14 protein-coding genes are annotated in these 13,868 nt (G+C 45.0%); all 14 read left to right on the top strand.

The genetic code is table 11. The annotated features are described in order from the left end of the window. Positions 1 to 35 precede the first annotated feature (35 nt). The 14 genes from MHB46_RS05715 to MHB46_RS05650 all read left to right on the top strand — a co-directional run bounded on the left by MHB46_RS05715 (position 36) and on the right by MHB46_RS05650 (position 13,810). Positions 36 to 5,447 carry a polymorphic toxin-type HINT domain-containing protein gene (locus MHB46_RS05715; protein ID WP_341161815.1) on the top strand — a complete coding sequence of 1,804 codons (5,412 nt, stop codon included), beginning with the start codon at positions 36 to 38 and terminating at the stop codon, positions 5,445 to 5,447. Positions 5,448 to 5,463: 16 nt separating this feature from the next. Further along, positions 5,464 to 5,808, top strand: coding sequence for a DUF3969 family protein (locus tag MHB46_RS05710; protein ID WP_341161814.1), 345 nt, complete (start codon positions 5,464 to 5,466; stop codon positions 5,806 to 5,808). Positions 5,809 to 6,316: 508 nt separating this feature from the next. Next, positions 6,317 to 7,453 carry a polysaccharide deacetylase gene (locus MHB46_RS05705; protein ID WP_341161813.1) on the top strand — a complete coding sequence of 379 codons (1,137 nt, stop codon included), beginning with the start codon at positions 6,317 to 6,319 and terminating at the stop codon, positions 7,451 to 7,453. A gap of 207 nt (positions 7,454 to 7,660) precedes the next feature. Beyond that, complete coding sequence (locus tag MHB46_RS05700) at positions 7,661 to 8,086, top strand: phage holin family protein (RefSeq protein ID WP_341161812.1); 426 nt, start codon at positions 7,661 to 7,663, stop codon at positions 8,084 to 8,086. An 81-nt stretch (positions 8,087 to 8,167) separates the two neighbouring features. Next, positions 8,168 to 8,455, top strand: coding sequence for a Dabb family protein (locus tag MHB46_RS05695; protein WP_013309679.1), 288 nt, complete (start codon positions 8,168 to 8,170; stop codon positions 8,453 to 8,455). A 24-nt stretch (positions 8,456 to 8,479) separates the two neighbouring features. Next, entirely contained in the window at positions 8,480 to 8,920 is a 441-nt protein-coding gene (locus tag MHB46_RS05690) for a DUF86 domain-containing protein (RefSeq protein ID WP_023987986.1), read from the top strand. Between the two features lie 8 nt (positions 8,921 to 8,928). Beyond that, entirely contained in the window at positions 8,929 to 9,576 is a 648-nt protein-coding gene (locus tag MHB46_RS05685) for a helix-turn-helix transcriptional regulator (RefSeq protein WP_023987987.1), read from the top strand. Between the two features lie 96 nt (positions 9,577 to 9,672). Next, on the top strand, positions 9,673 to 9,996 hold the full coding sequence (locus MHB46_RS05680) for a YtxH domain-containing protein (RefSeq protein WP_061828623.1): 324 nt from the start codon (positions 9,673 to 9,675) through the stop codon (positions 9,994 to 9,996). 209 nt (positions 9,997 to 10,205) lie between these two features. Further along, positions 10,206 to 11,015, top strand: coding sequence for a glutamate racemase (gene racE, locus MHB46_RS05675; protein ID WP_023987989.1), 810 nt, complete (start codon positions 10,206 to 10,208; stop codon positions 11,013 to 11,015). A gap of 120 nt (positions 11,016 to 11,135) precedes the next feature. Continuing rightward, positions 11,136 to 12,356, top strand: coding sequence for a M14 family metallopeptidase (locus tag MHB46_RS05670; RefSeq protein WP_341161811.1), 1,221 nt, complete (start codon positions 11,136 to 11,138; stop codon positions 12,354 to 12,356). Positions 12,357 to 12,492: 136 nt separating this feature from the next. Continuing rightward, positions 12,493 to 12,759, top strand: coding sequence for a hypothetical protein (locus MHB46_RS05665; RefSeq protein ID WP_023987991.1), 267 nt, complete (start codon positions 12,493 to 12,495; stop codon positions 12,757 to 12,759). 140 nt (positions 12,760 to 12,899) lie between these two features. Further along, positions 12,900 to 13,202: an iron-sulfur cluster assembly accessory protein gene (locus tag MHB46_RS05660; RefSeq protein WP_274484827.1), complete on the top strand. Its 303-nt coding sequence runs from the start codon at positions 12,900 to 12,902 to the stop codon at positions 13,200 to 13,202. A gap of 23 nt (positions 13,203 to 13,225) precedes the next feature. Next, positions 13,226 to 13,447 (top strand): DUF1450 domain-containing protein, encoded by a 222-nt coding sequence (locus tag MHB46_RS05655; protein ID WP_007429791.1) that lies wholly within the window; start codon positions 13,226 to 13,228, stop codon positions 13,445 to 13,447. A 93-nt stretch (positions 13,448 to 13,540) separates the two neighbouring features. After that, positions 13,541 to 13,810 carry a hypothetical protein gene (locus tag MHB46_RS05650; protein ID WP_341161810.1) on the top strand — a complete coding sequence of 90 codons (270 nt, stop codon included), beginning with the start codon at positions 13,541 to 13,543 and terminating at the stop codon, positions 13,808 to 13,810. Positions 13,811 to 13,868 lie beyond the last annotated feature (58 nt).

The following is a 13,868-nucleotide window of genomic DNA, read 5'->3' as shown; positions in this document are numbered from 1 at the left end:
TGGATGTACAGGCATTATTAAATAGGGGTGAGCGAGTGTTTAAACGTTATATTTGTAGTCTACTATGTATGGCAATGTTGCTGGGTCCATGGAGCACATGGGCATATGGAGAAGAAGGGAACGGAGATGCAGTAGCTTCTCAGTCTTCTACTCCACAGATTATTACCAGAGCATGGCTTGCACAGCAAACAGGTAAGGATCAGGCTTGGGTCAATGCACAGTTATCCAAAGGCTATACTTTATATGATATTTATAAAGCTTGGCAAAAAGATGGTGGAGAAAATTCATTACCGGAACAAAGTCCAAGCTTGTGGGTACAGCAGAATGGGCTGACATTGAGCACAAATGCAAAGGCGGAACCGTCTGATGAGTCGGCTGAGCTGAAGGAAGGTGAAAAGCCCACTCAGACCGCCCAGGATGAAAAGGCAACTCAACAACCGCTAGATAAGGAAGAGGGTAAAGCACCGGCTCCAGACACGACTGAGATGGATATACCATCCATCCCCCGTGTAATTGATTCCGTATATGCTCCGACTCCAGGAGAAAACGGACTGATCGGGAAGGATTTACTTAAACAAAGTTTGTTGCAGGTATCTGCTACAACAGATGTGTATGCTCCTTTTGATCAGGCGGCGCTTGCACAAAGCAGGTTGAGTGATGATACATCGCGTTATGGAATGGATTATGGTGACAACAGTGTGTCCACCGCTTCAGGACAGCTCGTTGTTCAAAATACGGACTTGGTACTGCCGGGGTCATTGCCCTTTGCATTGGCTCGTGTGTATAACAGTTCATTGGCAAATAATCAGGTTGGTGTGCAGCAAAATGAAGGGTTGTATACAAACATAAGTGCCATCCGCGAGGAAGAAGCAGCTTCTGGTCTAGGGAGAGGCTGGAAATGGGATCTTCCTCATATGCAGAAACAGGATGGTAAACGGTATTTGTATATTCCGGGAACAGGCTCCTATGAACTGAGAGATGATTTGCAGCTTGAAGGATATGCATACAAAGATCTGAAGATCAGTACAGATCAAAGCGCAAGTGTGCAGGGAGTAAGCAGTGCATACAAAATAGCAGTGTTGAATGGAAATGACTATTATCTCGATCAGGACGGTTATTTGATTTTAATCCAGGATGCGTATAAGAATCGAGTGGAATTTGATTATACAAGTTCTGGCGGAGCAAAGCTTATTCGTTCGATTAGAAACAATGATGGCAAAGAACTTGATTTCACTTACAATGCTGGACAGCTTGTTGTTAAAGAGCAAGGCACGGACCATCAGTATACCTATCGTCAAAGTAGTGAGGGAAGCAGCAAGGTGCTGTCAGAAGTACTGGATTCTCTTTCCCGAAGCACAAGCTATACGTATACATTCATGGATGCTCCTTTTAATGTGGTCGTAGATGGTGAAAGAAAGACTGGAGCCCTACAGCCCAATGAAACCGCGTTGCTTACACGAATTGTACGACCTACTTCATCGATCACAGACATTCGTTATGAAGCCTATAACAAGCAGATAGGCGTGTACGGTACACAAGGCGTGTTCAAGGTGGCTTCACGCGCTGATATGTACAGTACAACTGCCGGCGATCGTTTTTTAAATAAAATTGATTTCGCGTATTCCGGAGAAGATCTAGCCAGTTATGGCAAAAATGCTGAGTGGACGGTGGTTGCCAAAGGGACGCGTACAACAGAAACCTTCCATTTTGGTAAAGTCTTTAGAGGAGATAACACACCAGACAAGCTTGTTCTTAACCGCTATGATCAAGAGGGTGATTCTACCGGCTATCATATAAACTACACCTATAATGAGGCCATGGATTGGAATTTGCCTGTGCAAATGGAAGAGTCCTATACGGAAGGAGGTTCTTCGTCAGAACCTGTAACCACCTCCTATGACTACAATGAATATGGTCTTCCTTTGAAAATATCCCAGAGTACGGGATCGGAGACTGTTCATACGTATAAAACCTCTAATGAGCCTTTTTTCTGGGTTCAACCCGCTCAGACGGTCAACAAAATAAGTGAAGGAAAAACGTTGACGACGGTTCGCACCTACAAGTCAGAGGGCAATTTGTATGAGCTAAAAAACTATGAAGGCACAGAGCAAGGAAAGCTATTATCGCACAGCTCTACTTTTTACAATACAAAAGGGAATGTAAGCAGCCAGAAAATTCAAATTGATGACAGAAGCGATGCTAATGTGTCTATTGATTATGATTCTCCTTATGGTTCTTATCTCCCAACAAGGCAGCTTTTGCCTAAAGGTGTTGAGTATACGTATGATTACTATCCGACCGGAGAAATCAAGTCCCAAACAGATGCCAAGCGCAAAACGGAGTCTTATGTGTATGACGCAATGGGGCGTGTAACAAAGGTTACTTATCCGGACGGCACTCAAACTGTCGTGGTGTACAAGGATGATACGAATGATGTCACTGTTACCGGACCCGATGGCGTAAGCGTTGAAAGATTGTATAATCCGTTCGGGCAGATGCTCCAGCAGCAGGTGGATGATGCAATCTATGGTTATGGTTATGATGATCATGGAGATATGGTAGAAAGCACGGATGCTGAACAAGCAACCACTCGCTACGCCTACGATGCTTTTGGGCGACCTGTAAAGACGAACTATGCGGATGGAACAACAGATACCGTGGCGTATAATGCGGTGGATCGTACCGTTACTCAGACGGATGCCTCTGGCTACCGTATACGTGAAGTATCGGATGCTCTAGGTCGTGTGACCTCCACACAAGAAGCTAAAAATGGATCATTTCAGCCGCTGGAGTCGCTAGCTTACAATCATGCGGGTATGGTCACTAGCCGGACGGACGGTAACGGTCAACGCATGATCTATGATTACGATGCTCTGGGACAAATGACTTCGGTCACAGATCCATCCGGGCAGCAGGTTAGCTATATGTATGATCTGGCCGGAAATTTGAAGACCGTTCAGTATCCTGATGGGCAAAAGAATGTGTATTCGTATGATGAGTTGGGCAGACGTACTTTACTTGAGAAATCGAGCGGAGGAACCACGTTAAATATTTACGATACGGATGGAAACATCACCCGTATGCTGACGGGGAAATCGGACGCAATCACCTTTCAATATAACGCTGACGGATTGGTTACCGAAGCGGCGGGTCCTGATTTTAAAACCAATTATACCTACGATAACGCAGGACGAAGAAAAAGCATGACAGATGGGCAGGGAACTACCTCTTATGCCTATGATCCAGCAGATGGGTCGTTGACTGGACTGAAGTACCCGGACGGCACGCAAATAAACTATGAGTATAACAAGCAGTCTCGTACAGGATATGTGCTGACAGATGCTTCCGGGACGTCTATGCACGTTCAATCCAAGCTGGACAGTGTGGGCCGAGTTACCCAAATGGACATTAGCGCTGGGACCGGTGTGGCAAATGTACAGAGTTTGGGAGAAGCGAGTGCTGCTGCGGGTGGATCACTAGATAGCATGACGTTTGATTATGCTCCTAATGGTTTGCTAAAAGGTCAGTCTTCGAGCAGAGGACTGAGTACACGATTCAGCTATAACGGACTGGATTTGTCCGGGGTTACAGTGGAGCAAGGCGGTACAGCGCTACACCAATTTGGTTATGAACGAGATGGGAATAAAAACATCATCGGACGTACACAAAACGGAACAACAGACCAATTTGGATATGACCCGTCAAATCGAATTGCCAGCGAAGCCGCAGGTGAGAAGAATAAGACCTATGGCTACGATCCGAATGGAAACCGAAGCGCCGAAGGCAGTGGCAAAGTGTTCGGCATGAAAAACGCTGAATATACGTATGATTCTGTCAGCCGTCTGACAAAGGTGAGCGGTGAAGGCAAAGAGGTCGGGTATAGCTATAACGGAGACGGGCTACTGTACGAGCGTACAGAGGGCGGCAAAACGACTCGGTATTACTATGACGAAGAAGCGAAGCTGATTGCGGAAGCTGAGGTCGAAGGTGGAGCAGCGAAGATCACGTATGCTTACGTGTATGACTTGTCTGGTCAACTGTGGGCGAGACAAGACAAGGCAAGCGGGCAGTTGCAATATTATCAGCTGAACGGTCACGGCGATGTGGTGGGCCTAAGTGATAGCTCGGGCAAGGAACTGAATAGCTACAGCTACGATATCTGGGGCGGCCCGGAGAAGGTCAAAGAGACCGTACCGAACGTGCTGCGCTACGCTGGCGAGTATTGGGACGACACGACCGGACTCCAGTACCTGCGGGCTCGCTGGTATGATCCAGGCACAGCCCGTTTTATGGGCGAGGATACGTATCAGGGCGAGATGAATAATCCGCAAAGCTTGAACTGGTATGCGTATGTAGCTAATAATCCGCTATTCTATGTGGATCCGAGTGGACATTTTTTTGAAACTAGAGATTATCAAGAGCTTAGAATATTACTAAATGAAGCCAGACTTAAATCGAATTCCAGCAAGAAGAATCAGAATTATCAGGTATACAAGGATTTCATACGAAAACGCTACGATTTTGTGTCCATTTATGGAGGAGCAAACCAGTACAATTACTTATACGACCTGCTAACGGGAACAAGTGACTATAAGAATAGTTCTGGCAAGTCTGATTGGGCTAAAGATCAGTTATTAAGTGCATACCAAAAGTGGACAGATGCCGAAGTTCTTGGCATGGCCGCAATGGGTATGATTGGCAATTTTGGTGGGAAGTCTGCTGGTAGAGGGAAGTATAGTGGTAAAATAAAATCAGGGGAATGTAATTGCTTTACCGCAGGCACTAAGGTTCAAACAGACGAAGGAGAGAAACCTATCGAGGAAATCGAGGTAGGGGAGAAGGTACTTGCTAAGTCTGATGAGACTGGAGAAGTGGCATATAAAGAGGTCGTGGGGCTGTTCCAAAAACAAGCTGACGAAATCTACTATGTCCATATCGGAGATGAAATCATCGAGGTAACAGGAGAACATCCTTTTTGGTTGCATGGTAAGGGATGGATACTTGTTAAAGACCTGAAAGTAGGAGACTTGCTTGTTTCAAGTGACGGTACTACACTGGCAATAGACAAGATTGAAAAAGAGCCGCGTGAAGCAACAGTTTATAACTTTGAGGTAGAAGACTTCAATTCTTACTTTGTTTCTAACCTTGGGATTTGGGTGCATAACTGTGCGTTACAAAATGTATATAAATCCATTAAAGATGCGCCACTTTACCCACAAGGTTTTTCAGGTGCTAAAAACGGAAGTGTAAAGAACAAGGTTAATAATACAGAATTACTTGAAGAACTACGAGCTATTGAATCCGGTACTTGGCACAAAATTTACAAGGATGGTGTGGGGGCAAACGGTAAAAAAATCTCTATCCATTACTTCCAAAGCCAATCGGGTCAAGTGTTTAATGTCAAAGTGAAAAATGGATGGAGCAATTCGTCCAGTAAAATGCCTTAATACGAGGAGGGATACATTGAACCTACAAATTGAATTGGAGAATTCAGAAGAAATTCAAAAATTTTTATGTATATTAAATCTTGGTATGCTTGATTCCTTGCTTGAAGGGGCATTATCATTTGAAGATGCGTACGCATATCTATACCGTCCTTATGTAGCACAGCTTCTAAAAGAAATTGAAGCGAATAAGACAATAGTTGAGTTATTTGAGGAATGCTGTATGTTGGAAGATATACGAGATATAGCCCCTGAAAAGCTAAAAGATGCAATTAAACTGAAAAAGAAAGAGACATTAGATTTACTTAAATCAATATCTAACACAGTGAAGCCAATGTATTGGCTCAACAAATTTGATGAATGATTCAAAGACCTTGGGGCCGGCACTCCTCAAGGTCTTTCTTTATACCAACACCTAATACCAAGTAAATGGGCTGAATGATACTCCTTTATGACAATCCCATAGCCTATTAGAAACCCAAAATCTTCAGATAACACTGTATCTTGCTCCAAGCACCTTACCTCCATTTTTTTTTCGGTAGTTTCTAATTCCATTAAAAGAATCTACTACCCACTTGTACTTCTAAACACAGTCGATTTATTCACAACTTTGTAACCTTCTCTGGCAGGGGGGTTGCGAGATTGTTTTCAAATTGTTTTACTATATTTACCTACTATAGTCTGGTAATCTATTAATATATATAGGGGGAACGAAAAGACGTCCGGTTCAGTCGGTTCATAAGCGTTTATGTTCTATATGTTGAGTGAATGTCTATATTGCCATGTCTATATCGTCATGTCTGTATAACTTCATAGACAAGCTAGAGATAGCTCCCGCACATTATAAAATACAGCACAGGATGGTGTAATGAATGAAGCTTTTAAATGCAAAATGGATGGCTGTATGCTTGATGGCAATCTGTTGTTTGGGTTTGCTAGGTATACATACGAATACGGCGAGTGCACAAGCGAAGGCTCCTTTGCTGGGGGTCAATGATGTGTTGCTAGATTCGAATACCATTCAGCCCGTAATGAAAAATGATAAGTTGTATGTTCCTATCGTTACATTAGGGCAAAAGATGGGGATTTCTACTTCGGCCAGCGGCAACACATTGGTACTGACTGGACATAATCGCAGCTTTACGCTGGATTTGAACAAGGGGGATGTGTTCGAGCGTGGAGATCGTACAATGGTGCCCATTCGCACTTTGACCGATGCGTTTGGCTTCACTATTACGCTTCCAACAAGTAATCTGTATCGAATTCAGAACGCAAATGCTAGTTTGTCTGATGCTCAGTTTTTGAATACATTCGCAACAGAAATTAAACAGTATGCAGCTGTCAAACCGGACAAAGCCAGCAATACTGGCAACAAGGGAACTGCCTCATCATCCAGCCGTACGATTTATTTGAGCTTCGATGATGGTCCTACGGCGCATACGTCGCAGTTGCTGGATATCTTGGACAAATACAATGCGAAGGCTACTTTCTTCATGCTGGGACCTGAAATTCGTCAACATAGCGCAGTGATGAAAAGAATGGTAGAGGCGGGTCACGGTTTGGGCTTGCATGGGATGACGCATCAGGTGAAGAAAATCTATGCATCCCCTGCAGCAGCATTGGCAGAGATGAATCAGGATAACGAAATTTTATTTATGGCTACAGGAAAACGCACTTCTTTGATTCGTACACCTTATGGCAGCAAACCATATTTGAAGAAAGCATACCGCGATCAACTGACGGGCGCAGGCTATCATATTTGGGACTGGAACATTGATTCCAATGATTGGCGTTATACTAAAAATCCAGAGCATTTTGTACAGACTGTCCTAAGTGATATTAAGAGATTGAAAAAGCAAGGCAGAACACCAGTCGTTCTTATGCATGATAAGCCATCTACGATCAAGGTGCTTCCACAAATCATGGCTGCTTTGCAGAAAGAAGGCTATTCGTTCGAGCCGTTGAATGATAACCTGACTCCGCTTAATTTTTGGAATGATCATCGTTAATTGAATAGCATGAAAGAAAAGACACCTTTTCAACCATTTATATAGTGGTTTTGAAGGTGTCTTTTTGTTGTATTTGCTTGGAGTTGTGAAGTTTGCAGCACGCTTTATATGAATCTATGAATTCATGTCTATGCACAGGTCATATGACTTTACGGGTTACCATGTCGCTGCATATATTACAGTAACCGCCCCGAGAGGAGGAGAGGTATGAATATTAATCCGAATATGTTTAGTATGATTTGCGCTACCGCAGGAGCCCTTATTACGTTTGCCTTTGGCGGCTGGAATCAGCTAATGGTGCTATTCACGGTTGCAATGGCTGTTGATTATGTGACTGGAGTCGCCGCAGCAATTAAGACTGGGCAAGGTTTGAGCAGTAAAGCCGGCTTTTGGGGGCTGGCGAGAAAGGCTTTAATGCTAATGGTGATTTCTTTGGCGCATCACGTGGATCTCCTGATGGGTACCGAAATCATGAAAGGGGCGACGACGTATTTTTATTTATCCAATGAATTAATCTCTATTACGGAAAACTGTTCACGAATGGGTCTGCCGCTCCCACCGAAGCTCAAGAATTTTTTTGCCCTATTAAAGGACAAGGAGTCTGATGGTAAAAATGGTGGAAAAGATCGCTAGAATTACAAAGTTTCTTTCCGTATGTGGGGCGTTATGATAAAATTTTCAAGAGAACATTTTTAAGATAAGGAGCCTATACGCATGATTAAACATATTGTTTTGTTCAAATTGAAAGACCGCTCCCCTGAAAGCATTGAGCACACAGCATCCATTTTGCGCAGTATGAACGGCAAAATCAAAGAGCTGCTGTCACTCGAAGTAGGTACGGATGTGATTCGTTCGGAACGTTCTTATGATATTTCCCTTACCGCTGTTGTCGAAACACTGGAGGATTTGCAAACGTATCAGGTACACCCTGTGCATCAGGAAATTATTGTACACATGAATGAAGTGAAGGATGTATCTATCGCAGTTGATTATGAAATCTAAAGCGATTACTGGAGGTGCAGGACCTTGTATTATGTCAACCGGGAACAAATTGAGCTTCGACTAGGGGCTGTTCCCGACATTGTCGCCGGACTTCGCCAGACTTCTGCTGCCTGGAACGGCGATCTGTTGCAGGGACTAGTGCAGGAGCGCTGCCTTCATCTGGCGATTGAGACGGTAACGGACGTAGGAAGCTATATCATCGACGGATTTATTATGCGTGACGCCAGTAGCTATGAGGATATTATCGGTATCATTCATGAGGAAGGTGTACTGGATGATACCGTATTTCATTCGCTAGTAGAGCTGGTAGGCTTACGTAAACCCCTAGTACAGGAGTACTTTCATTGGGACCGGACAAGCCTTCACCCGCTTACACCAAAGCTGCCTGGGTTGCTGGAGCTTTTTGCATCTAACGTGCATGATTATTTAAATAAGGAATTGGGTCCCCAGCCCGAGGGAGTGTAAAGGCAAAAGTGACGGATAAGTATATCGTACCCGAAATGCCCACTAGGCGCATGATCATGACATTATTGAAAACCCAGGGACCTGTGGGAGTCGGAAGCTTGGCAGCTCAATTGGGCATTACCGAAATGGGAGTGCGCAGGCATCTCAAATTGATGGAGCAGGATGGTCTGATCGTGGCTACGATCGTGAGACAGGCGATGGGACGCCCGACGTTTTTATACAGTCTGAGCGAGCAGGGAAGCGAGCAGTTTCCTCGTAATTATGATCATCTGTTACTGGAACTGTTAGAGGAGCTGGATGAAGAACAGGGAATGGAAGCTGTTTACTCGCTGTTTGATGGTAGAAAACGTAAAATGATGAAGCGCTACGCCCCTCACATGGAGGGGGAGACTACACTGGCTTCACGTGTGGAAAAGCTTTCGGGCATCCAAAATGCTTCCGGATATATGGCAGAGTGGCGCGAGGAAGAGGATGGTAGCTACTCAATTGTGGAATACAATTGTCCTATCTCTCAAATTGCAGGCCGTTACCGCAAGGCTTGTGAATGCGAGCAGCAAATGTTTGAGGAGCTGCTTGATGCCGAGGTTGTTCGTGAGGATTGTTTAGCGGATGGGGGCCGCTGTTGCCTGTATCGTATCCGCTCTAAAAAAAAGTAAAACTTTTCAGGCTTGTTTTCTGTATCATGACAAGCTCTCCATGCTTATAATGCACTAACAGATGGGCATTCGCCCGGGCACAAGGGAGAGATGATGATGAAGGAGAACTGCAAAAGTTTTATCCGAGGCGCGTTGGCAGGCAGCATTGTTGGTTCGGTTGCTGCTTTGTTATTTGCCCCTAAGTCAGGTCGTGAGCTGCGTCAGAATATTACAGATCAGGCGCGCAACGTAAGTGATAAGGGACAGGAGCTAGCGGGGAAAATTTCAGACACCTCAATTGAGTATACTGACAAAATTAAGGAGACAGCCTCAGCCGTCATTCATGAAATCGGGCAATGGCGTAAAAAGGGTGAAATTGTTCCTGAGGTTAGTATTTCATCAGCGACTGTTCAAGAAGATACGGAAAAAGATGCTCTGTAACGGTCTGTAAAAACGTAGGTGAAACACTGAATACAGTTTGAATTCGTGGCTTCTCCCGTTGGGGTGGAGCCTTTTTATTGATCACTTCCTCGTTTTAGGGTAATCTTTTGGGGTACCTTTTACACGAATACGACATAAGGTATGTAGCAACGGATAGCTTTCCGAGATGAAACAACTCATATTTGAACAAAAAAGGAAGCGGTGTGTACGTGCAGCAAGCGATTGCAATATTGGATTCCGGTGTAGGAGGTTTGACGGTTGTAAAAGAAGTCATGCGTCAGCTTCCGCGGGAAAAAATCATTTATTTTGGAGACACTGCGCGCACTCCGTATGGCCCCCGACCATCGGAAGAGGTTAAAAAATTTACAGAGCAAATGGTTGATTTTCTGATCCAATTTGATCCGAAAGTCATTATTATTGCTTGTAACACGGCTACTGCCGCGGCATTGGACTATATAAGCCAAAAGGTATCCATTCCGGTGATCGGAGTCATTCACCCCGGGGCTCGTGCTGCGATCAGCGCGACTGCTACCGGGCATGTCGGGGTGATTGGGACTGTCGGTACGATTCGAAGCGGAGCGTATACAGCTGCGCTCAAGCAATTGTCTCCTTATGTAGACGTGGTGAGCCATGCTTGTCCTGCGCTTGTTCCATTAGTGGAACAAGGGTTATTCCGCTCCAAGACGACATCGCAGGTTGTGGAGGAGACATTGAGACCTATTCAAACGTATCCGATTGATTGTCTGATACTTGGTTGTACGCATTATCCTTTTTTGAAGGAAACGATTCAAGAAGTCATGGGACCTGCAGTAAAGCTCATAAGCTCGGCAGATGAAACGGCGCGTGAGACGAGCACCATTTTGTATAACAAAGGCAAGTTGGAAGCTGGGGACGAGACGCCGGTACATCAGCTTTTTTGTTCCGGCGATCCTGAATTGTTCCAGCGCATTGCCGCACAGTGGCTCGGGGAGCAAATTCGCCAAACGCCTGTCGTCTGGCAAGTCACCAATTTGGATTAACGAGACAACCGACTTTTTTTGTCATTGGACAAATGAAGTCGGTTGTTTTGCTTTTCGCTACATCAAGACACGCCGCGTCTGCATAACATGCAGTAAGGCAGATGGAAGGGGCGTAGTAAGATGAGGGAATATATCGTTCAAAAAGGAGATACATTGCACCGGGTCGCCTCGGCTTTTAAACTATCGGCGGATACTTTGATCGTAGATAATCCGTGGGCCGCCACGCAACCCTATCTGATTAGTGGTCAAGTGTTATATATTCGTCCGTCTACGGATCGTAAATACGTTATTCAGCCTGGTGAGTATGCAAGCCAGATTGCCAAGCAGTTTGGTGTGGAGCTTGATGAGTTACGGCTAGCCAATCCAGGACTTGCGGAGCATGATTTTACGGAAGGGAAAACAATTGTTATTCCTGAAGACCATCAGGATCAGATTGTACGATTACGTGGAGAGTATGGATATGAAGATTTAAAGGAAGACCTAGCGGCCTTGGCCCACAGATATCCATTTATTGAAGTTGGCAGCATTGGCACCAGTGTCATGGGGAAGGATATTCCTTATGTACGTATTGGGCAGGGAACGCGTAAAATTCATGCCAATGCTTCTGTTCATGCTAATGAATGGCTGACGACGCCTTGTTTGCTGCGTTTTATAGAGCAATATGCACAAGGGATCGATGGGAATGGAGAACATGCAGGGACCTCTCAATGGGTGTATGGAGGTTCTCCGCGGGATCTGCTGGAGCATACATCCTTATGGGTGGTCCCGATGGTCAACCCGGATGGGGTAGAGCTGGTGCAACAAGGTGTACTCCCAACTCATCCGTTGTATCATGACCTCGAAAAGTGGAATGAAGGACGTGCTGATTATCGCGGTTGGAAGGCCAATATTCGTGGTGTTGACCTCAACGATCAATTTCCGGCATATTGGGAAGAAGAGGTACGCAGACGCGGTAAAACAGGTCCGTCTCGACGAGACTATGCAGGACCTGCACCTTTGTCTGAACCAGAGTCCAAAGCGCTTGCCGATCTGACGGAGCGCGAACAGTTCGACATGGTGTTATCCATACACAGTCAGGGACAGGAGATCTATTGGAATTATCGGGATCTAGAGCCTAAGGAGAGCCGAGATTGGGCCTTACGGCTAGCTGCCGCAACAGGGTACCGGGCGGTAAAGCTGGGTGGTAGCGATGCAGGGTACAAGGATTGGTTTATACAGCGATTTGGTAAACCAGGGTTTACCGTTGAAGTCGGTCTAGGTGTAAATCCGCTGCCCATGCGTGATTACGATGATATTGCAGCAGAAGTGGGCATGTTAATGGCAACAGTGCTGTCATGGTAAAAAATTCGGCCTACTGAAACGTATCGAACCATTTGCGCGTATTAGGAGGAACACGTTTTTTATAAGTGTTCCTCTTTACATGTCCCTTCAATGGGGTATATATACTTAGGAGCATTGGAAATGGAGTGAACAACCTATGAAGTGGAAAAGATTACTATCTCTCCGTCAATGGTCACATGTATTTCGTCGTATGCCCCGATTTATTACTTCATCAAGGATTCCGCTGGGGGAAAAATTACTCTTTGCGGTGCCTGTGTTGCTCTATTGGGTATTACCTGATGTCATGCCATTTATGCCCATCGACGATATTGGTGTGACGCTATTGCTTATGAATTGGTTTGTCACCCGTGCCGAACGAAAATATCCAGATGTGCTTGAAAAGCAGCATGTACGTGTTCGGTAGATAAGCTTATGAATTTCGTGATTGCGATTTTTCACGATTTTCTTTACAATAGGAATATTGCCTTTTGCTATGCTGAACATAATTGTGATTTATCCAATAAACCACATTTCATTTAATGAATATGAAGGAGATGAAGTTTGATGAACTGCAAAATTACTCGTAACGCAGCTAAAGTATTGAAACTTGAACTGGATAAGGAAGAGAACCAAGGGAAGAGCCTGCGCGTTGTTATTACTCATGCTCATGGAGATCATGCTCATTACGGGCTGGATTTGGACACGCCTAAAGAAACAGATACTGTCGTATCTACAGATAAAGGCATTGACGTCATTTTGGAAAACGACCAGCCGCTGCTGGATGGTGTAAAAATTGATTACTTGTACTTCCCCGAAGAAGGATTTGTCATTACTAACCCTTCCCAAGGTAATCACGGCGACCACTAAGCCGGAGCTCGGAGGGACGACAGATGGCCAATGATATTCGCGTATGTGATGAATGCAATCATATCCGCTTGAAAACGATCTTGCCCAAGTTGCAAAAGATGGCACCAGATGCCGAGATCAAAATCGGCTGCAAATCGTATTGCGGTCCTTGTGGGAAACGGGCGTTTGTGTATGTGAACGGACGTTATGTGAGTGCGGCCACAGAGGATGAAGTATTGGAGAAGGCTGCGCGCTTTATCAAATAGTTCCAGACGCAGCATTCGCAATTTTTGAATATTTCCCCTTCTTCTGATCCATGCTAATGGATGTAGACCACTGCCCAGAAGGAGGAGTGACGCATGGCCCAATATGATTCCAATCTCGACAATCACAGTGTTGAGGCTCAAACACAAAACTCGGTCGACAAGCTCCACCATGCCGTTTCTCAGGCATTGTCACATCCGGCTGAGCAACTGATTGAGCAGGCGGAGCAATCTCGCACTCATGCTGAACATGCCATACAGCAGGCGAAGGATAGCCTTGGTGACGATGCAGTAGAAGTTGCGAAGGACATGCTTGGTGAAGAGGTACAACGGCTTGAGCAGGCTAAAAAAACGTTGCGTTCCTAAGCATTTGTGAATAGTAACGAGCGCAGTCGAGTGACAATCCATATAAAAAAGCACGATC

The sequence above is a fragment of the Paenibacillus sp. FSL H7-0703 genome, from assembly GCF_038003485.1.
Classification (GTDB): Bacteria; Bacillota; Bacilli; order Paenibacillales; family Paenibacillaceae; genus Paenibacillus; species Paenibacillus polymyxa_B.
Note: the sequence above shows the minus strand (reverse complement) of the source record. Positions and strands in the feature narration are given on the sequence as shown.

What these genes read in the sequence shown, in the direction of transcription:
- MHB46_RS05705 (WP_341161813.1), top strand. Translation starts at nt 6,317, where the DNA reads ATGAAGCTTTTAAATGCAAAATGGATGGCTGTATGCTTGATGGCAATC.
- MHB46_RS05700 (WP_341161812.1), top strand. Translation starts at nt 7,661, where the DNA reads ATGAATATTAATCCGAATATGTTTAGTATGATTTGCGCTACCGCAGGA.
- MHB46_RS05695 (WP_013309679.1), top strand. Translation starts at nt 8,168, where the DNA reads ATGATTAAACATATTGTTTTGTTCAAATTGAAAGACCGCTCCCCTGAA.
- MHB46_RS05680 (WP_061828623.1), top strand. Translation starts at nt 9,673, where the DNA reads ATGAAGGAGAACTGCAAAAGTTTTATCCGAGGCGCGTTGGCAGGCAGC.
- MHB46_RS05670 (WP_341161811.1), top strand. Translation starts at nt 11,136, where the DNA reads ATGAGGGAATATATCGTTCAAAAAGGAGATACATTGCACCGGGTCGCC.
- MHB46_RS05665 (WP_023987991.1), top strand. Translation starts at nt 12,493, where the DNA reads ATGAAGTGGAAAAGATTACTATCTCTCCGTCAATGGTCACATGTATTT.
- MHB46_RS05660 (WP_274484827.1), top strand. Translation starts at nt 12,900, where the DNA reads ATGAACTGCAAAATTACTCGTAACGCAGCTAAAGTATTGAAACTTGAA.
- MHB46_RS05655 (WP_007429791.1), top strand. Translation starts at nt 13,226, where the DNA reads ATGGCCAATGATATTCGCGTATGTGATGAATGCAATCATATCCGCTTG.
- MHB46_RS05650 (WP_341161810.1), top strand. Translation starts at nt 13,541, where the DNA reads ATGGCCCAATATGATTCCAATCTCGACAATCACAGTGTTGAGGCTCAA.